We start from the raw sequence: 22,806 nt of genomic DNA on the forward strand, positions 1-22,806 counted from the left end.
ACCCGACCATCAACCTGCATTGCCGGGCGGGTGCCCGGCGTCTCGAGGAGGTACCCTCATGTCTTTCCTGACGGCACAACCGGACGCCTTGGCGGCCGCAGCCGCCAACCTCGGATCGGTCGGTGCGGCACTGAGCGCCGGCAATGCCGCTGCCGCGGCTCCGACGACGGGTGTGTTGCCCCCGGCTGCCGACGAGGTCTCGGCATTGGTCGCAGTGCAGTTCGCGGCGCACGCGGCCACCTATCAGGCGGTGAGTGCGAAGGCCGCCGCGATTCACGATCAGTTGGTGGCCACTCTTGCCACGAGCGCCGGTTCGTATGCCGCCACCGAAGCCGCCAACGCCGCGGCCGCCCAGTGACCGACGGCGTTCCAAGAATAGGACTGACGATGGATTTCGGAGCTTTGCCGCCGGAGATCAACTCCGCCAGGATGTACACCGGTCCCGGTTCGGGCTCGCTTCTGGCCGCCGCGCAGGTCTGGGATGGCGTGGCTATCGACTTGTACAACGCTGCGTCCACTGTTCAGTCGGTGACCTGGGGATTGCTGGTCGGGCCGTGGCGGGGTTCGTCGGCGGGCTTGATGGCCGCGGCCGCATCGCCGTACGTGACCTGGCTGGGTATCACCGCAGCGCAGGCCGAGCTGACCGCCGACCAGGTCCGGGCGGCGGCGACAGCCCATGAGACGGCCTTTGCCATGACGGTGCCGCCGGTGGTGATCGCCGAAAACCGTATCCAGCTGTTGACGCTGATCGCGACCAACCTGTTCGGGCAGAACACCCCGGCGATCGCGGTCACCGAGGCCGAGTACGGCGAAATGTGGGCCCAGGATGCCGCCGCGATGTATGGCTATGCGGGTTCGGCGGCAGTGGCGGCGGAAACGCTCACGCCGTTCGACGAGGCCCCGGAGATCACCAATGCCGGCGGGCTGGTGCAGCAGGCCGCGGCGGTCGAGGAGGCGACCGACACCGCCGCGGCGAACCAACTGATGTCCACGGTGCCGCAGGCGTTGCAACAACTCGCCGAGCCCACGCAAAGCGCCACACCCTTCACAACCGTGGGAGAGCTCTGGAAGGCGATTTCGCCGCATCTGTCGCCGATCAGCAACATCGTGTCGATGCTCAACAATCACGTTTCGATGCTCAACTCCGGCATGTCGATGACCAACACGGCGAGTTCAGTGATGAAGGGCATGGCTCCAGCGGCCGCCAAGGCAGTCGAAGCCGCGGTCGAAACGGGGGCCAGGACCATAGGGTCGCTGGGAAGCGGGTTGGGTTCCTCCGGGATCGGCGGTTCCGGGGTCGCGGCGGGTCTGGGCCGGGCGCTATCGATCGGCTCGTTGTCGGTGCCGCAAGGGTGGGCGGCGGCGAATCAGGCGGTCGTCCCGGCGGCCCGGGCATTGCCGCTTGCCGGCCTGGTCAGCGCCGCCGAATCCGGGCCCGCACCTATGCTCGGTGGGCTGCCGCTGGGCCAACTGGCCAACGCCGGCGGTGGCAGCGGCGTCAGCGGCGTGCTGCGGGTCACGCCGCGGCCCTATGTCATGCCTCGGACGCCGGCCGCCGGGTAATGGCCGAATCCCGGCGCCGAGTGTGCGTTGAGGGCGTCGAGTGTGCGTTGAGGGCGTCGAGTGTGCGTTGAGGGCGTCGAGTGTGCGTTGAGGGCGTCGAGTGTGCGTTGAGGGCGTCGAGTGTGCCGTCAGGGAGGGCAGATCGTGGATATTCCCGCCCTACATACACAGTCAGAGCCGTCACCGCATACTCGATACGGCGCCATGACGGCCCGGTGCGGGGTAGCTGGGATTCCCTGGGCTCGGGGGTCGGCACTCGGCGGCCGCAAATCGGGAATCGGCGATCAGGACTCTCGAGCCCGGGGCACATCGTCGGGCGTGCGGGGCAATGCATAAAGCGCCATCCGGCGATTCGCCATGTCATGCTCGCCGAGAAATACACAGCCGGCGCTCTCACAGAACCTGCGCGCTATCTTGTTTCGGTAGTCCGGGTCGAACATGACTCTCCGACATCGTGGTTCGGCGTTGAGCACACTGGCCACCAAGTGCGGCAACACGAATTGGGCGATTCCCTTGTTCGTGATCTCCGGGTCGGCCATGCCGGCGTGTATACCCAGGTCATAGGGAGCCCACTCGTACCGGGTCGCGATGGAATCCTTGGCAGCCCAATAGAGTTCGACGTAGGCGTGATCTTGTCCGTCAATGCTGCCGATCATCGGTCGCGAGTAGCTGCCGTCGAGCTGGGCGCGCAGGTAGCGCTGCCACCGCGACACCGGCCACACGTATTCCCATGCTTCGGCCAGATGCGGCCGGCGCATCCATTCGGCGATCATCTCGGCGTCGGTATCGGGATCGGCCAGCCGGAATGCGTATGGTTCGGGCACTTCGGGTTTGGCGGGCGGCGGCGGGATGTTTCGGACCTCGTCGGGTAGGTCGCTCAGTTCCCGCGGCAGGATCACGTCGGGTTCAGTCATGTCATCTCGGGTTTCGGTTGTCGTTATGGCTGTCGGGAATTCACCGCCTCGCGCAGGCTCCTCGGCCGCATGTCGGTCCAGTGTTCCTCGACGTATTGCAGGCAATCCGCCCGGCCGGCTTCGCCGTATACCTTGCGCCAGCCGGCCGGAATCTCGGCGAACGCGGGCCACAGGCTGTGCTGTTCTTCGTCGTTGACCAGCACGCAAAAGGTGCCCGTCTCGTCATCGAAGGGATTGGTACTCATCATTTCTCCTACTCGAAGGGTCGTCTTGGGATAGCTCGGCGCCCAGCACCCGGTCGGAAAGCAGTCCCAGGCAGCTGAGGTTGGGAAATCCGGGTCCCTGGTTGAGTCCGGCCAGACCGGGCAAAAACAACTTCGGCATGACGCTGTTGACGGCGAGGTCGTAGCCGATCGACTCCTGCAAGCGCTCGCTGCTCAGCGGCCCGCCCAGGCCGAGTTCGAGCAGGTCGAGCGCATCCTGGTTCAGCAGCGTGGTAAACCACAACGCGTCAACCCCCGAGCCGTCGATGACCAGGTCGAAACCGTGGACGGTTTCGAAGTTTTCGGTGCCCCGGTCGGTGCTCAGGGTGAGCCGGATCTGCTGGTCGCGATCGACCGCGTGCGCAACCCGGCCGCGCAGGTGCCGGATCCGGTCGTCGGCCATCAACGCATCCTGCACGCTCGACGAGAACACTCCACGGTCGGTGCGTGCGATCGCGTCGCGTCGTTCCGGCAGAGTCAGGGCGGCCCAGTCGGACGGGTCGGAAAACAGCGAGTTCTCGAAGAAGCCTTCGCCCCGGGTGAACAGCGTGACCTGCGGTGAGATGACGGTGATCGTCGAAATCGGGTGCCGGAACAGCTCATGAAGCATGGCCGCGGCCGTTTCACCGCCGCCGATCATCGCGACTCGCTCCGCACTGATCCGGTCGTGGTGGGCGGCGCGATGCCAGAACTGCGCGATGGAGAGTACCCGCGGATTGCCCGGCAGCAGGGTCCGTTCGGCTTGGCCGGGCCCGGTGATCATCAACCCGTCGGCGTGCACGGTGCGCTCGGGGGTGTGCAGGGCCCAGCGCCGGCCGTCGAGGGCGATTCGGTCGACCTCCCCGTAGACCACCGTCATGTCGATTCGCTCGGCCACCCAGCGCAGATACCGGCCCCACCGGCCGTGGGTCGGCGCCGGGCGCCCCCGGTCGATCCATTGGGCGAACTGACCGGTAGCGATCAGATACGCCTGCCAGCTGTAGCACGTCATCCGCTCGTCGAGCTCGGCGTTGCGGCGCGGCACCAGCGACGAGCGATACGGGAAGCCGACGTCCTTCTCAGGACTAGTGCCCAAGCTTTGCGCGCCGTCGGTCCAGCCGCCGCCGGCCTGCCAGTTGGCGGCCACCCCGGTGCGTTCCACCGCGACGACGTCAGGCGTGTCGACACCCATTGCGCGTAACACCGACGCCTTGGCGGCGACGGCCACCGCCTTGGCCCCGGCACCGACGACCGCTAGCGTAGTCATGTCACGATCTCCCTGAGAGATTCATTCCAAAGACCCTGCAGCGCGGTCAGATCCGGCTCGCTGAGGATATCCGGCAGGGCGCGCCACTGGGTCAGCAGCAGCTGCTGGTCGCCGGAGCCCAGCAGGGTGGCCATGATGACCAGTTCATGACGCACCGCCAGATCCGGTTCGGGCAGCGGCGGCAGTCCGCCCAGCAGCTCGCGGTCGAGGCGCACGCCGTCGCCGGCCTGAGAGACTCCGCCGACGTCGGTGCGGCCCAGGTAGTTCAGCAGCAGCTGCGGCCCTGGAAGACCGTTGAGCGCAGCCGCGGTGTCGCTGCGCAGGTAGCGCAGCAGACCGTAATCGATTCCGCCGCCCGGGATTTGCGCCAATTGCTGTATCACGCGATGCAGGTCGGTGGAATGCACTCGCAGCGGATAGATCGCGCTGAGCAGGCCCACGGTGTCGGTGGTGTCAATTGTGCCGTCGGGGTCGTCGACCAGAGCGTCGGTGCGGCCGTGGGTTTCCAGGGCCAGCAGCGGTGCCGGCGTCGGCTGACCCCGGCGCTGTCGCCACCGGGTCACCGTCCGCGCCGCCGCCGCGACCAGCAGGTCGAACATCGGCACACCCGAGGCCAGCAGTCGACCCGTGATGTCGGTGTCGGTCACTGCGGCACGGATCAGCAGGCCGGCGGTCCGGTCACGGTCGGCCTGGACCCGTCGGGCACCCAGATCCGGGTCCTCACCCTGGAGCTGGGAAAGCCAAAACGGTATGGTGTCAATGGTTTCGGCGCGCCGCATGAGCGCTTGGGCCCACCGCCGGTAGCTGGTGTGCTCGGGAACAGGCGCGGGTGAGTGGCCGCCGGCCAGCGCGTGCAAGGCGACATCGAGTTCACCGAGTACCACCCGCCACGACGCCGGGTCCATCGCCAGCACATGTGCGGCCAGCAGCAGCACGCTCGGTCCGCTCGGCGGCCGCAGCCAACTGGCGGAGAGCAGCGAACCACGCTCGGGGTCAAGGCGTTCCAGCGCCCGTTCGGCGTGTGCGGTGACCGCTGCCCGGAGATCACCGGACACCGCAGCCTCGTCGAAGAAGTCTCCAACGGGGGTGGGCACCAGGGTCATGCTGGTTCGGTCCAGTCGGGTACGCAGCACTTCGTGGCTGTCGACGATGGCGGTCAGCGCAGCTCGCAGCTGCTCTGCGGTGATGTCCTCGAGCAGCCGGATGGCCTCGACCTGTCCCATCCGCCGCGGCTCGCCGTATTCATAGACCCAAATCGCGTTGGGCAGCAACGGAATCGGTTCGGTGCTGTGCTCGATGTCGGGGGCAGTGCCCGTGGTTTCGGCGTCGATCGCGGCGGCGAGTTCGCGAATATTGTTGCATTCCAGGATGAGCCGGGCGCGTAGCGGGATGCCGCGGCGGCGCGCCGCCTGGACCACCGAAAGCGCCACGATGCTGTCCAGTCCCAATTCCAGGAAATCTGCGGTCACGTCGACCTCGGGGATCTGCAACATCTCCGAAAGCAACGCGGCCACTGCGGATTCCGTGGCCGTCTCGGGTGCGGACTCAACTGCGCCGGCATCGACGTCGGGCAGCGCGGACTCGTCCAGCTTGCCGTTGGCGGTCAGCGGGATCTCATCGACGACGACGATGCGCTGCGGCACCATGTAGCGCGGCAGCCGCTCACCGAGCATGGCCCGCAGCTCGGCTTCGGTGGGCTCGGAGCCGTTCGCGGTCGCGGCGCAGGCCGTCAACCGGGCGCCGCCCTGGTGTTCGCGGACCACGACATGGGCGTGACGCACCCCCGGGTGCGCCTGCAGCGCCGCGGCGATCTCGCCGGGTTCCACCCGGTAGCCGCGGATCTTCACCTGCTCGTCGGCGCGGCCCAGATACTGCAGCGACTCGTCGGGCTGGCGGCGCACCACGTCGCCGGTGCGATACATCCGCTCCCCAGACCCGAACGGGTCGGCGACGAACCGATGCGACGTCTCACCGGGACGTCCGAGATAGCCGCGCGCCAATTGTGCGCCTGCAACATACAATTCACCGGCCGCGCCGTGGGGCACCGGGCGCAGCGCCGAGTCCAGGACATAGGCGCGGCTCTGCTGGGTCGGGCGCCCGATCGACGGCGCCGGGTGCTCGGTGATGTCGGCGACCACTGCCTCGACGGTGGTTTCGGTGGGGCCGTAGCAGTTGTAGGCCGCCATCCCGCCGCGCGCGCAGGCGTCGCGGATCATGTTCCAGGTCGGCGGGGCGACGGCTTCGCCGCCCAGCGCTAGCACCGCCAGCGGGACGGTCGTGAGCAAGCCGAAGGCTCGCAGCTGGGCGAACATCGACGGGGTGGTGTCGATCATGTCGATACGGTGCTCGGCGATCGCGTGGACCAGCGACTCGGCGTCGCGCTGGGTGCGTTCGTCGACGACGTGCACGGTGTGGCCGTCGAGCAGGGCGACCAGCGGCTGCCAGGCCGCGTCGAACGCGAACGACCAGGCGTGTGCGATACGCAGCCGACGCTGCAGCCTGGCGGCGGCGGGCCGCAGCACGGTGTCGATGTGGTCGTCGGCATAGGCACCCAGCGCGGCGTGGGTTCCGATGACGCCCTTGGGTTCTCCGGTGGTCCCGGAGGTGAAGACGATGTAGGCGGACTGCCGGGGGTCGACGTCGGCGGGGCGGAAATCGTCGGCCTGGTCGGGCGCCTCCGAGGCTGTCACCAGATCCTCGTCAATGACGATGGTGGCACCGGTCTGGCGCAGGATCGACTCCACCCGCTCCGGCGGCGTCCCCGGTTCCAGCGGCACGCATAAAGCGCCGGCTTTGAGCACCGCGAGCAGCGCGACGACATACTGCGGGCTACGGGAAAGCCGCACCGCCACCGGCGATTCCGGCTCGGCGCCGTGATCGATCAGTACCGCGGCCAGCCGGTTGGCCGCCGCGTCCAGCTCGCCGTAGGACATGGACCCGGAGGTCCAGCTCAGCGCCTCCTGGTCGGGACTGGCCTGCGCAACCGCGGCGAAGCGGGTGTGAACGCCTGCTGTCGGGCGGGCCGGTGCGGTGCCGGCGGCGCGCAGCGGCCGGGTCTCTTCGTCGAACAGCACGCTGACCTGGCGCAGCGGGCGCTCCCAACTCGACAGCAGCCGCTCGGCGGTGGCCAGCACGCGCCGGCCGAGCATCTCCGCGGTGGTCGCACCCAGTGCGCCGTCGAGCACCTCGACGAACATGACCAGCTGTCCGTCGTCCAGGTGGGCGGCCAGCGCGACCGGGAAATGTGTCACGCTCTCCAGCCCGGCCGGCCGGAATGTCACGCCGCCTGCGGTCAATTCACCGGATTCGGCCAGTCCGGCGGTAGGAAAATTTTCGTAGACCAGCAGCGTGTCGAACATCTCGCCGACGCCGCCGATCGCCCGCAGTTGTGCGTGGCTGAGGTAGCTGTGGTCCCGCAGCGCCGCTGCATTTCGTTGCAGCGCAACGCATTGCGAACCGACGGCGGTGTGCTGATCGAGTCGCACCCGCAGCGGCACGGTGTTGATGAACAACCCGATCATGGTTTCGACACCGGACAGTTCGGCGGGCCGGCCCGACACCGTGACGCCGAACACGACGTCGTCGCGGTCGGTCAGCCGTGACAACACCAGCGCCCAGGCCATCTGCATCAAGGTGCTCACGGTGATTCCGTGGGAGCGGGCACCGTCGCTCAACCGCGCGGTGGTCTGACGGTCGGTTCGCAATTCGGTGCGCCGCGGCAGTCCGGTGCGCGGCGCTTCGCTGGCCATCGACGCCGCCAATCGCGTCGGGCCGGGCAACCCGGCCAGGTGCTCGCGCCACACCCGCTCGCTGGCCGAGCGGTCACGTCCGGCCAGCCACCCGATGTAATCCCGGTACGGCCGCGGGTTGACCGGCAGCGCGTCCAGGTCACCGCCCGCCCCGTACAGCGTGATCATCTCCGCTGCGAACACCGGCAGCGACCACCCGTCGATCACGATGTGATGCGCGGTTATCACCAAATGCCAACGAGCATACGATAATTCGATCAGCAGGAAGCGGATCGCCGGTGTCTTTTCGAAGTCGAACGGCCGAGACCGTTCCGCGGCCGACAGTTTTTCGATTTCCGCGGGCTCGGCGGCAACTTGACGCCAGGGCAACTCGACCCACGACGGCACGATCTGCACCGGCCGGGGGATGTCGCGGCTGACGAAGCTGGCCCGCAGGTTCGGGTGGCGCATCAACATCTTGGCCGCGCAGTCCTTGAGCAGCTCGACGTCGAGCGGACCGGCGATATCGGCGGCGATCCCGACCAGGTACGGGTCGTCGACCGGAGAGCCGTCATGGGCATCGGCCAGCCCGGAAAGCACCGTCAGCGAATACAGCCCTTCCTGCAAAGGACTCAGCGCCATCACGTCTTCGATGCCTGAGGGCGCACCGGTTTCGGTGGCGGTCATCGCTTGCCCCACGATTGCATCACCGCCGCCAGCTGTTCGGCGGACAACCCGGAAGTGCTCATCGGCGCGTGGTGGGTATCTGCCTCGGCAGCGGCGTCGGCCCCTCGGGAGTCCAGGGCGGCGCCACTGGAGTCCAGCGCGGCAGCCAACTGCTGCACGGTCGGGTTCTCGAACACCAGTCGCGGACTGACCGGCAGACCGGCGGCCCGGGCCCGCGCCGCCAGCTGCACCGACAGGATGCTGTCGCCGCCGAGCGTGAAAAAGTTGTCGAAGCGCCCGATTTCGGTGATCGGCAGCAGGTCGACGAAGACCTCGGCCAGCGCCCGCTCGGTGTCGGTAGCCGGCGGCTCGCGGTGTCCGGTGGTGCTCACCGACGGCCGCGGCAGGCCGGGCCGGTTCAGCTTGCCCGACTCGGTCTTGGGCATCTCGTCGAGCACGGTGATCGACGAGGGCATCATGTAGCCCGGCAGCACCGCGGCGACTTCGGCCCGAACCGCCGATGCGAAGGCGGATTTCGCTTCCTCGCCGGCGGCAGGGTGATGCGGCACCACATAGCCTGCCAAGGTGGTGCTGCCGTCGACGTCCCAGGTGCGCGCCGCCGCCACGGCCACCCCGTCGGCGGCCTTCAAGGCGGCTTCCACCTCGCCCAGTTCGACGCGGAACCCGCGCACCTTGACCTGATGGTCGGTGCGGCCAACGAATTCGAGTCGACCGTCCTCCGTCCAGCGGGCCCGGTCGCCGCTGCGGTAGAACCGCGCGCCGGCTTCGCGGGAGTACGGGTTGGCCACGAACCGCGCTGCCGTCAGGCCGGGCCGTTTCCAATACCCGCGCACCAACTGACCACCGGCGTAATACAATTCGCCGACCACGCCGGGCGGCACCGGGTTCAGGCCGTCGTCGAGCAGATACACCTGCGCGTCGGGCATCGGGGTGCCCAGCAGCGGCACCGGCGGGGTCATCGGTCCGCGGACCAGCGCGCCGGACGTTTCGGTGGCGCCGAAGTTGTTCAGCAGCTGCGGGCCGGAACCCGAACCGTCGGAGCCGTAGTTGGCCAGCAGCCGCTCCTGCAGTGACGCGGTCAGCGGCTCGGCGCCGCACACCAGCCGGTGCAACGACCGCAGTGCTTGGGGCCACGCGTCGACGATGGTCGAGACCAGGCTGGGCACCGCGGTGACCTGGGCCACCGAGTGACGCTGGATCAGCGAGGCCAGCGCCTCGGGATCGCGGTGCTCGGCGTCGCCGGCCAGGATCGTGGTGGCCCCTGCCGCCAGGCCACCCAAGGTTTCCATGCACCCTTCGAGGAAGGTCCACGACGCCTGCGCCAGGCGGGTGTCGGTGCCGGTTACCGGGTAATTCCAGAGCTGCCAGTTCAGCCGGGTGGTCATCGCCCGGTGAGTGCCCAAGACGCCCTTGGGGGTGCCCGTCGACCCTGAGGTGAAGACCAGATACATCGGGTCGTCCGGATGCGCGGCAGGCAACGGATCCATCGAAGGCTCACTGTCCAGAGCCTCCTGCACCGCCGGGTCGTCGAGCGAAATGAACGTCACCTCAGGCGATTCCGGCATGGTGTCCATGGCCTCGGACGTCACCACAACGACCCGCGGCTTGACGTCGTCCAGCATCAGCTGTTTGCGTGCCAGTGGGTAACCGGGATCCAGCGGGAAAAAGCCGGCCCCGGCTTTCATGATGCCGACCAACGCGACCACCATGTCGATGCAGCGCCGCGTCGACAGGCCCACCAGTGATCCGGGTCCCACGCCCTGGGCGACCAGCAGCTGCGCGAAGTTGTCCGAACGACGATGCAGCGCAGGGTAATCGATCTGCTCGTCGCCGCAGCGCAGGGCGATCCGATCGGTGCCCCACCGGCGGCTGGGCTCGAGCAGCTCGGCGATCGTGCGCGGACGTTCGGCCGGCGGCTCGGGGCCACGGCTCCACTGCGTGAGAATGCGTTGCCGTTCTTCGGCGTCGGGCAATTGCACGTCGCGCAGCCGCTGGTCGACGTCGCCGGCGAACGCGTGGATGACCTGCAACAGCCAGCCGACCAGGCGCTCGATCGTGCTGCGGTGATACAGCTCGGTGCGGTAGAGAATGTTGCCCCGATACTCGGCCTTTTCCGCATCGGAAATCGCGAAGAAGTTGACACTCAGATCGGCGTGCGCGATGTCGAATGTCGGCTCCAGCGCGGTGAATACCGTACTTCCGGCTGCGCTGGTGTCGACGACCCGTTCAGCGGGCAGGTGATCGCGGACGTGCACGACGGTCTGGAACAGCGGGTTGCGCGACAGCGTGCGTACCGGGCTCACCGCGTCGACGACCCGGTCGAACGGCAGATCCTGGTGGGAATAGGCGGCCAGCGCGGTGTCGCGCGCCCGGCTGAGCACTTCGCGCAGCGACGGGTTGCCGTCCAAGTTGTTGCGCAGCACCAGGATGTTGATGAAAAAGCCGATCAGCTGGTCCAGTTCGGGCTCGGTACGCGCCGCAATCGGCGTGCCCAGCGGAATGTCCACGCCGCCACCGGCTTTGTTAAGCACCACGGCGACCGCCGACTGCAACAGCATGAACTCGGTGATGCCCAGCTCACGGCACAGCTCGGCGAGCCTGGCGCGAGTCGGCGCATCGATGCTGAATTCGACGGAGTCACCGGCACCGCTGGGCACCGCCGGGCGCGGCAGGTCGGGCCGCAGCCCGGTGTCCTCGGGTATGCCCTCCAGCTGGCGCACCCAGTAGTCGCGTTGCGCCCGGGCGAGGCTGGAGTGTTCGTCCTGCCCCGACAACAACTCGCCCTGCCAGGCCGCGTAATCGGCGTATTGCAGCGGTAACGGCGCCCACGACAGTTGTTGCCGGGCGTGGCGAGCGCGGTAGGCGGTGAGCAGGTCGGCGAAGAGCACTCCGCCCGACCAGTGGTCGATCGCGATGTGGTGCACCACCAACGACACCACGTGCTCGTCACCGGTGTGCAGCACCGCGGCGCGGATCGGCCATTCGCGGTCCAGCTGAAAACTGTAGTGGCGCTCGGTGTCCAGCTGCTGCCGCAACCACTGTTCACCCTCCCCGGAGGCCTGCCGCACCGGCAGCTCAGCGGCCGGTTGGACCACTTGGTAAGGCACACCGTCGATTTCGGTGTAGGTGGTGCGCAGGATCTCGTGGCGCCGGACCACGTCGCCGACGGCGGCGACCAGAGCATCGACATCGCAGGGCCCGCTCAACCGGGCCGCGAAGGGGATGTTGTTGACCTCGCTGGGTCCCTCGATCTGGTAGGCGAACCAGGTTCGCAGCTGGGCGGCCGACAGCGGCAGCGGACCCTCGTGTGAGGTCTTGACCAGCTTGGGCCGCTTGAAAGTGACCGCACCCGACTGCAACTGGTCAACCCGTTCGGCCAGCCGCGCCACCGTAGCCAGCTCGAAGACGTCGCGGATGCCGAGTTCGACACCGCATTCGGAGCGGATCGCGGCGACCAGCTTGGTGGCCACCAGCGAGTGCCCGCCGAGGTCGAAGAACGAGTCGTCCACACCCACCCGGTCGTGGCCCAGCAACTGGGTGAACAAGCCGGCGACGGTGCGCTCGGATGCCGTGGTCGGTTCGCGATATTCGGCGGCCGACGCGATCTCGGGCTGCGGCAGGGCGTCCCGGTCGATCTTGCCGTGCGTCGTGATCGGGATTTCGTCGAGGACGACATAGGCGGCGGGGGTCATGTAGTCCGGCAGCGCGGCCGCCACCCGGGCCCGGATACGGTCCACGTCGACGGCTTCGGTGTTGCCGCCGGACGGGGTGACGTAGCCGACCAGGCTCTTGCCGAGACCCGGCAGATCGTTGGCGATCACGACCGCCTGCCCGACGCTGGGGTCGACCGAGATGGCCGCGGCGATCTCGCCGAGTTCGATGCGGAAGCCGCGGATCTTCACCTGCTCGTCGGCCCGGCCGACGAACTCGATGTCGCCGTCGGCGTTGCGGCGCGCCAAGTCCCCGGACCGGTACAGCCTGCCGCCGGGGGTGAACGGGTCGGCGACGAAGCGTTCGGCGGTCAGTGCCGGCCGGCGGTGGTAACCGTGCGCCATATGCGTTCCGCCGATGTAGATTTCGCCGATCACCCCGACCGGGACGGGCTGCAGCGCATCGTCGAGCAGATACACCTGGGTGTTGATCTTGGGCCGGCCGATCGGGACGATCCGGGTGCCCTGGGTGCCTTCGACCTGGTAGCTGGTGGCGTTGATGACGGTCTCGGTCGGCCCGTAGAAGTTGTACAACAGCGCGTCGAAGGTGGCGTGGAACTTGTCGGCGACCTCACCCGGCAGCGGCTCGCCGCCGATCGGCACCCGGCGCAGGGTGCGCCACTGGTTGACGCCGGGCAGCGACAGGAACAGGCCGAGCAGCGACGGCACGAAATGCATCGAGGTGATGCCCTCGCGGTAGAGCAGATCGGTCAGATAACCGATGTCGCGCAAACCGTCCGGCCGCGGAATCACCAGCCGCCCGCCACAGATCAGCAGCCCGAAGATCTCGGCGATGGACACGTCGAACCCCGGCGAGGCCACCTGCAGCAGCCGGTCGGTCTCGTCGACCTGGTACTCGTCGCCGAACCAGACGAAGTATTCGGTGACCGGGGCATGCGGCACCGGCACCCCCTTGGGCAGCCCGGTGGATCCGGAGGTGTAGATCAGGTAGGCGGTGTTGTCCGGCCGCAGCGGCCGGACCAGTTCGTCGGGGGCCGGGTCGGCGGGCGAATACCCGGCCAGGTCGGTAACCGGTTCGCGCAGCACGAGTGTGGCCTCGGCGTCGCCGAGGATGTAGGACAGCCGGTCCTCCGGATAGGTCGGGTCGACCGGCAGGTAGACGGCTCCGGCTTTGAGGACGCCCAACGCGGTGATGACCAGCTCGGGAGATTTGTCCAGCAGCACGGCGACCCGGTCCTCGGTGCCGATACCCTGGTCGATCAGCCAGTGCGCCAATCGGTTTGCTTCTTCGTTGAGCTCGCGGTAGCTGTAATGACGGCCCTCGTAGACGACGGCGACGGCATCGGGCGACGTCGCTGCGCGTTGGGCCACCAACGCCGGCATGGTGGTCGGTGGTGTCGAGAACTCCTGGCCGGTGGCGACGTTCCGCAGCCACTCGGCCTCGCCGGCACCGAACAGCTGCAATCGATTCAGCTCGGTGTCGGGGTCGGCCAGGGCGCTGTCCAATAGGATGGCGTAATGCTCGAGCAGCTGAGCGGCCAGCGACGGATCGAGCACCTCGACGAGATACTCGGCCTCCACCAGCGCCCCGGTTCCGGACAGTTCCAGGGTGAAGCTCAGGGGCAACTGGCTGAATTGACCGCACAGATGGCCACGCTCACACTGCACGCCGGGCGGGCAGAAGCCGCCGCCATCGGATTCGCGGAGACCGAAGCTCACCCGGGTCATCCGGTCGGCGCCGTGGCGGCGGTCGGGGTTGGACTCCCGCACCAGCCAGTCGAGGTTGACGTGCTGGTGGGCGAAAGCCCCGGTAGTGATGTCGCGGGTGTGCGCCAGTAGGTCGCGGAATGTTTGCCGGGGTTGCGGTTGGGCGCGCACCACGACGGTGTTGCCGTAATAGCCGATAGCATTCTCGGCTCCGGCGTTGCGGTCCGTCACCGGTGCTGCGATCAGGAAATCCGTGGCATGGGTGTAGCGGTGGATCAGCGCGGCGAATGCGGCCAGCATCACCAGGTATGGGCTGGCGCCGCACTCGCCGGCCAGCGCCGTGACCCGGTCGAGAGTGTCCGCGGACAGGTGCGTCGACACCCGTTGCGCTCGCCAGGTGCTGGGCACCGCCGATCCGTTGGCGCCCGGAAGTTCCAGCGGCTCGGGCAGATCCGACATCAACGATCGCCAATAGGCGAGATCTTCGTCGAGGGTGCCGGCGGCAGCGGCCGATACCGGCGGCGTCGCGCCGTCGAGGCCGTCGGGGTCGGAATAGGCGCGGGTCAGGTCAGTGAAGAACGGGCCCCACGATCCGTCGTCCCAGGCGATGTGATGGGCGGTGATCAACAGCATCAGCTCATCGGCGCCCAGCCGCACCGCGGTGACCCGCAGCGGGGAGTCGGCGGTCAGATCGAAAGGACGGCGAAACTCCCGTTGCGCCAGCACTTCCAGCCGCAACCGCCGGGCCTGCTCGGCCAGCCCGGACAGGTCGTGTTGGGTCCAGCCGGGCCGCAGGTCAGCGTGCACCATCGGGCGCGGATCGCCGTCGTCGTCGGCGTGATAGGTGGTGCGCAGCACCGGGTGCCGAACCGCCACGGCGTCCAGCGCCCGGTGCAACCGCCCGACGTCGACGGTTCCTGTCAGCCGGTAGGACGCGCAGATGTTGAGCAGCGAGCTGCTCGGATCGACCGACTGCACGAACCACAGCCGGCGCTGACTATCGGACAGCGGGGGACTGGCGTCCTGCTGTGAGTCCTGGGATGGTGACGCGGACCAGGCCAAGTCAGGTTCGGCCGGCCCAGCGCGCCACGACGTCAAGTCTTGGTCGGTGTCAGTCACGCGAGGATGTCAACCTTTCTCGTCTTTTTTCTCGTCTTTCGGGATTCGCGGTGGACCCGGGCTCCGCGGTTGACTCCGGGCTTGCGGCCGGGCCGTCCGCGCCGGGGGCCGACTGCAGAATCCCGATCAGCTCGGCGCCGGTGATACCGCCGAGCAGGCGGGCCGCGGGCACCGATTGGCCGGTCCACCGGCGCAACCGGTCACGCAGGTCCAGCGCCAGCATCGAGTCCGCGCCGAGGTCGACCAGCGACGCGTTCAGGTCGACCGCCGCCGGACCATCGAGACTGAATGCCGCGGCGATCTCGGCGCGTACCAGATCGCTGACCGATAGCTGGTCCGGGCGGTCTCCGTCGGCCCCCGAATCATCGTCGCGTTCGGTGGTTGCTGTCGCGAACGGCATTGCGGCGCCCTGGCTTTCGAAGAACACGCGAAGGCGGTCGAAGTCGGCGGCCAGAATCAGCGGGTCGCCGTGACGGCGCCCGAGACTGGCCGTGATCGCCGCGTCGGGGTCCATGGCGATCAAGCCGGACCGCTCAATGCGGGCGACGTCGTCGGTGCCCGCGATCGTGGTGCCCTGCCACAAGCCCCAGCGCACCGACATGCAGTTCAGTCCGTTGCCGCGCAACTGGGCGGCCACCGTGTCGAGCATCCGGTTGGACGCCGCATAGCCGGCGTGCCCGTAGCCGCCCCACACTCCGGACACCGAGGAACACAGCAGGATCCGCGCATCCGGCCGCAGCGGCCACCCGTCGATCATTCGGATCAGCCCGGTTACCTTGGCGGAGAACACATCTGCCCACTCCTGGTCGCCGAGTTGGTCGTGGGGGGCGAAGCGGGCTGCGCCGGCGGCGTGGATCAACAGCGACGCGCCGTGGCCGGCGTACTCGCCGGCAACGGCCGCCAGCGCGTCGGTGTCGGTGATGTCGCAAGCCGGGGCGTGCACCTGCGCCGGGTACCCCGCAGTCAACCGGTCCAGCTCGGCCCGGTCGAGGCCGTTGCGGCTCAACAGCGTGACCCGCTGGGCGCCGTGTTCAACGCAGTGCCGGGCGTACCGCAGGCCGATGGTGCCGTTGCCGCCGGTGATGACCACGTGGTCCAGCGCCGCGGCGTCGACGCGTTCGGGCGCGGATTCGGCGGACTCGCGCAGCGTCCGGACAAAGCAATCGAGCCCGGTGCCGGAATGGTGGGCGCGCACCGCGACTTCGGTGTGATCGTCGAGCAGCACATCGACGCACCGGTGGGCGGTCGCCTTGTCGATACCTCGGCTCGGCACGTCGAGGTGGGCGAATGTCTGGTCGGGGAACTCGAAGCCGACGCTGCGGTGCATCGCGGCCAGCGCGGCCTGCGCCGGCAACGCCACCGGTGCGCCGGCGTCCACCTGCTCACCGCGGCTGGTGACCAGCCAGACGCGTCGACAGCGCGGCCCGACCGCGTGGCGGTAGTCGAGTTGTCCCGCGCCGCTGCGGAGTTGGCCGGCTGCGGCGATCGGGTCCGGCTGCATCAGAGCCGGTGCGATAATGACGGCGATCTCCGCCTCGGCGGGGTCCTTCAGGTCGCACGCGGGATGCGCCCGGACGGCACGGGTCAGCCGGCGCATCAACGGATCGTCGGCCGAGTCGGGCGTCACGACCGCGACGGCGGTGCGCGCCCGGCCGGCCGTGTCGTGTTGACTTCGGTCGCGCGGCGGCAACTGGTCCCACTGCTCGTAGGCGACCACCAGAGCCGACCCGGGTGCCGGCGGCAACGGCTCGGGGGTGGCCCATAAATGTATGGCCCGCATCGGCGCGGTCGGGAAACCCCGCAGCAGCGGCTGGTCGCCGACGCCCGCGACGTCTCGCCAGCGGTAACCGGGATTGGCCACCGCGGCGGCGGCGATGTTGGCGGACAACTGCTCCACGACGGGTTCGTCACGGCGCCCCGAACCCACGATCAGGGCGTCTTCGGCCAGTTCGGCAAGTGCGTAGCGCAGCGACGGATGCGCCGACATTTCCACGAACGTGCCCGCGCCGCGTTGCCCGGCCGTTGCCGCGGCCCGATCGAATCTGACTGTGTTGCGCAGGTTTTGGTACCAGTAGTCGGTGAAGTCGGTGTCTGGCGTGACCACGTCGCCGCGAGTCGAGCCGACGAACTCCACCGGTGCGTCCAAGAACTTCGATGCGGGCAGCAGTTCGCTCAACGTGTCGCGCAGCGATTCCAGCTTGCTGGTGTGCCCCGGATAGTCAACGGTCAGCTTGCGGGCGAAAATGCCGTCCTTTTCGGCCCGTCCCACGATGGCGGCCACTGCGTGGCGGTCCCCGGAAACGACACTCGACGACGGCGAGTTGACTGCCGAAACTTCCAGCCAGCCCGGCGTTTCGGCGATCAATCGCTCAGCCTGATCGGCGCCCATGCTGAGGACCGCCATGCCGTAGCGGCCCGACAGCCGGCCGACCACGGTGGCCCGGGCGGCTACGACGGCGACCGCGTCCGCCAGCGTGATGGTGCCGGCCACATAAGCGGCCGCCGCCTCTCCCAGACTGTGCCCAATGGTGAGGTCGGGCAGCACTCCGCAGGATCGCCACAGCTGCGCCAGACTGGCGGCGTGGGTGAATTGTGCTCCCTGGACGTCGATCTGCGACCAGCCGCGGTCCGTGCCGGCCCTCGAGCCGGCTGTCGAGCCGGCCCTCCTGCCGGCCCTCGCGCCGGCTGGAGTCTCGCCTAACAGATAAGGCAGCGGCGAAGGCAAACCCGCAGCGACGAACGCTTGCGCGCATCGGTCCGCCTCCGCCCGGTACGCCGGAAGACGCTGGTACGCCTCGGCTCCCATCGAGGGCCACTGATTGCCCTGGCCCGGGAACGCGAACGCGGTTCGCGTTGTGGCGTTCTCCGAAGACCGGGCGACCAGCGGATGCTGTTCACCAGCGGCCAGTGCGCGCAGCCCGGCCTGGAGTTCAGCGCGGTCGGCGGCCCGCACGACCGCGCGGTGGCGGCGCACCCGCCGGGTGCGCAGCAGCGTGGCCGCCACTGCCGGGGTCACGTCGTCGGTTCCGGGTTGCGCCCCGAGGTGCCCGAGGTAGTCGAGGATGGCCGCGGCGTCCTGACCGATCAGCTCTTCTTCATGTGCGCTGAGCAGCACCGGCACGCGGTTATCGGGAAGTCGGTGCGTGGCCATCATGCGGCGCCTGCTATCGATGCCATCGAGACGATGAGATGGGCATTGGTGCCGCTGATGCCGAAGGCGGAGACGGCGCCGATCCGTTGCCCGTCCGCGGCCGGCCACGGGGTCAGTTCCTGTGCTAGTCGCAAACCCTGGCTGTCCCAATCGATTTCCCGACTCGCCTCGGCGGCGTGCAGGGTGGGTGGCACCGCGCCATGGTCAGCGGCGACCAGAACCTTGGCCAGACCGAGCGCTCCGCCGGCGGCCTGCGCATGGCCGAAGTTGGACTTCACCGACCCCAGCAGGGCGCCGCGACCCGGTTCGGTGTTGCCGTAGGTTTCGGCCAGCGCCTGCAATTCGGTGCGATCACCGAGCCGGGTGCCGGTGCCGTGTCCCTCGATCATGCCGATCTGTTCGGGCCCGAGCCCTGCTTGGGCCATGGCCCGCAGAAACAGGCGGCTCTGCGCGGCACTCGACGGGGCGGCGAGCCCCGCGCTGCGGCCGTCCTGGTTGAGCGCGCTGGCGCGGACCTCTGCGACGATTCGCCTGCCGTTGCGCAGCGCAACCGACTTCCGTTGCAGGACAAACATTGCCGCACCCTCGGCCCAGAGGGTGCCACTGGCTTGCGCGCTGTAGGGGCGGCAGTGGCCATCGTCGGACAGGGCGTGCTGCTTGGAGAACTCGACGAAGAAGCCGGGAGAGCCCATCACGGTGACCCCGCCGGCCAGGGCCATGTCGCAGTCGCCGGCCCGCAATGCCTGCACCGCAACGTGAAGTGCGGCCAGCGCAGACGAGCAGGAGGAGTCGATCGTCAACGCCGGGCCGGCCAGTCCCAACAGGTAGGAGATCCGGCCGGAGATCACCCCGGAAGCGGTCCCGGTGAGCAAGCGTCCGCTGTGGCCGGAGAACTCCGCCATGTCGGGGCCGTATCCAGTGAGGTAGGCGCCGACATAGCAACCCACGTCGTGTCCGGCCAGGTCGTCGGGGTTGATACCGCTGCCTTCCAGGGCGCGCCAGGCGACTCGCAAGGCAACCCGCTGCTGCGGGTCCATCGAAATGGCCTCACGCAGCGAAATGCCGAAGAACGCCGGATCGAAGGTCGCCGCCCCGGTCAAGAAGCCGCCGCAATTGCGGATCTTCTTGAATCCCTCACGGCAGGATCCGGTCAGCAGGTCGCGGATCGGCCAGCCCCGGTCAGTGGGCAACGGGCACAACCCTTCCTGTCGTTGCGACAGGAAGTCCCAGTAGCCCTCCGCGGTGTCGACACCGCCGGGCGCTTCGATCGCCATGCCGACGATGACGATCGGATCGGGGTCGACGACGGTGCTCGCCTGGGGGTCAGACATCGGAGACGGCCTGACGAGCTGAAGTAGTGATGTTCGGGTAGACGCAACCGGCGCGGGCGTAGGCGTCGCCGGGCGCGCTGCGTCCGAAGAGATCCCGCACTGGTAGCGCTGCGGTCAGCACCGCAGTGCCGATCTCGTCGCCTGCGTGTGGTCACGCCATCTAGGCAGGCCACTAGCGGGGCCGTCTCCCCAGGCCCGGCGCGCGGCGACCGATCGTCGGACGTCGCATCCAGCATCGCCGCACTTCACTGGGCCAAGTCCGGCCGAGCCATAGGTCCGCCCGTACCCATGCTGGTACCGGCCGAACCTAGGGCAACCCAGGTGCAATGCCACCATCGCCACCTCCCGCCCAACGATCAGTTCCGAATATTCATCTGTTGGCCGGCCGGCAGATCGGCTGGCGATACAACGCCGACGAGCCACCCACCGGCCGAAGTTCTGAAGTGCTAGCACGAAGTACCTGAAGTGCTAGCACTATGCGATCAGCTCATAAGCTGACCGTCCAGACCCGGATACCCGCCGCTGCCAGCCGGTAAACACGCAGCTGAGAGGGCACTGCGGCGGTATATGGACGACCCCGATGAACGGACGTTCACCGCCGCGCCCGCCACCCGTGCGCAACCATGTGCGCAACATCGTGCGGCGCATCCCGGTCATCGCCGTCGCCGACGCCGAGATGGCCTGTCGCGGGCGATCATGAGGACCCGCTATTTCGTTACCCCCGTCATGGTTTCGACTGCGTCTGTACAGGGAATCGCAGTGAATGTGTTCGAGCGGCTCGGCAGGCAGCAGTTGGCGCGGATTGGGTCCGGGTCGGTGTTGGTCGCACCGACCGCCTTCGAAGCCGATGACGCCGATGACGCCGATGACCATAGCGACTGCGCGGTGCTGCCGCGGGCCCGCGACGAATCCAACCCGGGCCGCAGCGGCCACCGTCGACGCCGAATCAGACGCCTAATCGGACGGAGCCGTCGCGAGTCGAGCTGGACACCCGGAACACACCAGAGCGCAGACAACCAAGGAGGACCCGGTCAAGAACAGCCGGGCCGCCACCAAGCGATGCCCCACCCGGCACCCCCTGACGATCGATGAAAGGACATACATGTCAACAACATTCGCGCCCTGGATCAAACGCGTGCCGGGGCCGGACCGTCAACCTCGCCGCGGCGCTATCGTGGTGTTCCCGCACGCCGGAGCGGCAGCCACCAGCTATCGGAAATTAGCGACGGCCCTGGCCGCCGGCGGCGACACGTTCATCGTCCAGTACCCGCAGCGGGCCGAGCGGCTGAACCATCCTGCGCCCAGAGATATCCACGACCTGGCCCGGGGATTGTTCCATGCGGGCCCCTGGCACCGGGCGGCGCCGCTGCGGCTGTTCGGGCACAGCATGGGCGCGGTGGTCGCTTTCGAGTTCGCCCGGATCGCCGAACAGCGCGGCATCGCGGTGCGCAAGCTGTGGGTGTCGGCCGGCCCGGTGCCATCGGCTGTCGCGGACCTGCCCCAGCTGCCGACCAGTGACCCGGAACTGCTTGCCGACCTTGCCAACATGGGCGGGACCGACCCTCGGTTATTGGCCGACGAGGAGTTCGCTGCGCTGCTGACCAATGCGGCGCGGTGCGACTATGAGGCGCTCAACCGGTACGGCTGCGGCTGCAGTGTGCGGATTCGCGCCGATATCCACGTCATCGGCGCCCGGGATGACAATCGCGTCGATGCCGGGTCACTGCACCGGTGGGCCAACCACACCCGCGGCAAATTCACGTTGTCGTTTTTCGACGGCGGGCACTTCTACATCAACGATCACACCAACACCGTCGCCAACCGGGTCGTGACCAATGTCTGAGATCGCGTTTGGCCCGCATTGGCAAAGCATGGGAAACGGATCCCGGTGGCCATCGCCGGCAAGGCGGTCGGGGGGCGCGCGGCGCCGGCATTGACCCGTTGACCGTGGGTGCGGGTGTTTGCCCGGCGACACAACTCGCAATCGATCGGAGGCCGACAAGTGCCAGTCCAGATACGGCCGGCGCGAGCGCTGCAGACACTCCGGAAAGGCAATGCGCCCATCGGCGAAGTACCGCCGGACAATCAGCTGTCGTCCATGGACCACGCCATGTTCACGCTGCTGCGCTCCATGGACCGGGTTGCCGTCGTCCAGTGTGTGTGGGTATACGAACATCCCGTCGACTTCGAGGCACTGAAACGCTTCCACCACAACCTCGGCTATGGATTGCTGGGACGGCGCATCGAGCGTTCGCCACTGCCGTTCGCCCGCCATCGTTGGGTCTGCGACCGGGGGCCGGCGGAGATGGACGTGGCCGAGCGTCCGCGTCCGCGCGGCGAACTCAGCGACTGGATCGACGAACGCGCCCAGGAGCCGATCGATCCCGAGCGGGGGCCCGCCTGGCGCCTCGGTGTCCTTCCGCTGACGGACGGCTCGACGGCGGTCAGCCTGGTGGCGTCGCACTGCCTGATCGACGGGCTGGGGATGGGCCTCGCGGTCGCCGAGGCGGCCATCGGCAAGACGCGCGACCTGGGCTATCCGCCGCCGCATTCCCGCACCCGGCTGCGGGCGCTGGCCCAGGACGCCCGCCAAACCGTGCGGGGCGCGCCCGAGGTTGGCCGGGCCCTTGCCGGGGCGGCGAGAGCGGCCCGTCGTCGCCGCCAAGAGCAGGCGCCTGCGTCGACACCGTCGCGGTCCGTCGCCGCCGGGAGCGGCTGCGGCGACGAACGTGTCGTGGTGCCGGCTATCGCCATCCACGTCGATCTGGATCAGTGGGATGAGCGCGCCGACGCCCTTGGCGGAACCAGTCACCACCTGGCCGCTGGATTCGCGGCGAAACTCGGCGAGCGGATGGGGCGCCGACGCTCCGGTGACGGCGCCGTCACCTTGCAGATCCCGCTCAGCGATCGGTCCGAACACGACACCCGGGCCAACACGCTGTCGTTTGTGAGCGTGAGTGTCGACCCCAGCCGGGTAACGACCAACTTGTCGCCAACCCGCGCGGCCATCAAGCAGGTGTTCAATACCTTGCGCGAAACCCCGGACGTGGCATCGCCGATGCTTCCGCTTGCCCCGCTGGTGTCGTTCGTCCCGAAGCGGGCGCTCAAACGGCTGGCCGAAGCCACGTTCGGCTATGACGATCTGCCCGTGGCGTGTTCGAGTCTCGGCGATCTGGCCGCCGTGGCGGCCTGCCCGGACGGAACCGAAGCCGAATACGCGTTCGGCGGTGGTGTGATCCAACGGGTTATGCGGGAGCATCTCGAGCGCCACGGCGAACTATCGCTGGTGTTCGTGCGGATCAGCGGCAAGATGTGCATCACCGTCGTCGCCTACCAGGCCGGTGAGGTCTGCTCCAAGCCCCAATTGCGTGAGCTGGCGGCACGCACCCTGGCCGAGTTCGACCTCAGTGGGGTGATCGAGTAACC

Annotated in this window: 11 protein-coding genes; 4 read left to right on the forward strand and 7 right to left on the reverse strand. The window is 68.3% G+C overall.

Annotated features, from left to right (window positions below):
- Positions 1-58: 58 nt before the first annotated feature.
- Positions 59-358, forward strand: coding sequence for a PE family protein (locus AWC07_RS25910; protein WP_036413962.1), 300 nt, complete (start codon positions 59-61; stop codon positions 356-358).
- A 29-nt stretch (positions 359-387) separates the two neighbouring features.
- Positions 388-1,563, forward strand: a complete 1,176-nt coding sequence (locus AWC07_RS25915; protein ID WP_036413964.1) for a PPE family protein — start codon at positions 388-390, stop codon at positions 1,561-1,563.
- A 284-nt stretch (positions 1,564-1,847) separates the two neighbouring features.
- On the opposite strand, the gene AWC07_RS25920 is transcribed toward AWC07_RS25915, so the two are convergent.
- The 7 genes from AWC07_RS25920 to AWC07_RS25950 are packed head-to-tail and all read right to left on the reverse strand — an operon-like array spanning position 1,848 to position 19,380.
- Positions 1,848-2,477: a GNAT family N-acetyltransferase gene (locus AWC07_RS25920; RefSeq protein ID WP_036413966.1), complete on the reverse strand. Its 630-nt coding sequence runs from the start codon at positions 2,475-2,477 to the stop codon at positions 1,848-1,850.
- Positions 2,478-2,500: 23 nt separating this feature from the next.
- Entirely contained in the window at positions 2,501-2,722 is a 222-nt protein-coding gene (locus AWC07_RS25925) for an MbtH family protein (protein ID WP_036413968.1), read from the reverse strand.
- A complete protein-coding gene (gene mbtG / locus AWC07_RS25930; RefSeq protein WP_036413970.1) occupies positions 2,700-3,986 on the reverse strand; it encodes an NADPH-dependent L-lysine N(6)-monooxygenase MbtG in 1,287 nt (428 codons plus the stop codon). Before mbtG ends, AWC07_RS25925 begins: the two co-directional genes overlap by 23 nt.
- Complete coding sequence (locus AWC07_RS25935; protein WP_036414002.1) at positions 3,983-8,401, reverse strand: non-ribosomal peptide synthetase; 4,419 nt, start codon at positions 8,399-8,401, stop codon at positions 3,983-3,985. The genes mbtG and AWC07_RS25935 overlap by 4 nt, the downstream gene beginning before the upstream one ends.
- The gene (locus tag AWC07_RS25940; protein ID WP_051508012.1) at positions 8,398-14,898 is read right to left on the reverse strand and encodes a non-ribosomal peptide synthetase; all 6,501 of its coding nucleotides are present in this window, start codon (positions 14,896-14,898) and stop codon (positions 8,398-8,400) included. The genes AWC07_RS25935 and AWC07_RS25940 overlap by 4 nt, the downstream gene beginning before the upstream one ends.
- A complete protein-coding gene (mbtD, locus tag AWC07_RS25945; protein WP_084293545.1) occupies positions 14,891-18,049 on the reverse strand; it encodes a mycobactin polyketide synthase MbtD in 3,159 nt (1,052 codons plus the stop codon). The genes AWC07_RS25940 and mbtD overlap by 8 nt, the downstream gene beginning before the upstream one ends.
- Positions 18,049-19,380 (reverse strand): beta-ketoacyl [acyl carrier protein] synthase domain-containing protein, encoded by a 1,332-nt coding sequence (locus AWC07_RS25950; RefSeq protein WP_036413973.1) that lies wholly within the window; start codon positions 19,378-19,380, stop codon positions 18,049-18,051. The genes mbtD and AWC07_RS25950 overlap by 1 nt, the downstream gene beginning before the upstream one ends.
- Before the next feature lie 1,102 nt (positions 19,381-20,482).
- Here AWC07_RS25950 and AWC07_RS25960 point away from each other — a divergent pair.
- Together AWC07_RS25960 and AWC07_RS25965 are read left to right on the forward strand one after the other, a co-directional pair.
- The gene (locus tag AWC07_RS25960) at positions 20,483-21,223 is read left to right on the forward strand and encodes a thioesterase II family protein (protein ID WP_208622474.1); all 741 of its coding nucleotides are present in this window, start codon (positions 20,483-20,485) and stop codon (positions 21,221-21,223) included.
- Positions 21,224-21,382: 159 nt separating this feature from the next.
- Positions 21,383-22,804, forward strand: a complete 1,422-nt coding sequence (locus AWC07_RS25965; RefSeq protein WP_036414009.1) for a wax ester/triacylglycerol synthase domain-containing protein — start codon at positions 21,383-21,385, stop codon at positions 22,802-22,804.
- Positions 22,805-22,806: the final 2 nt, after the last annotated feature.

Source organism: Mycobacterium gastri (assembly GCF_002102175.1).
Lineage (GTDB): Bacteria > Actinomycetota > Actinomycetes > Mycobacteriales > Mycobacteriaceae > Mycobacterium > Mycobacterium gastri.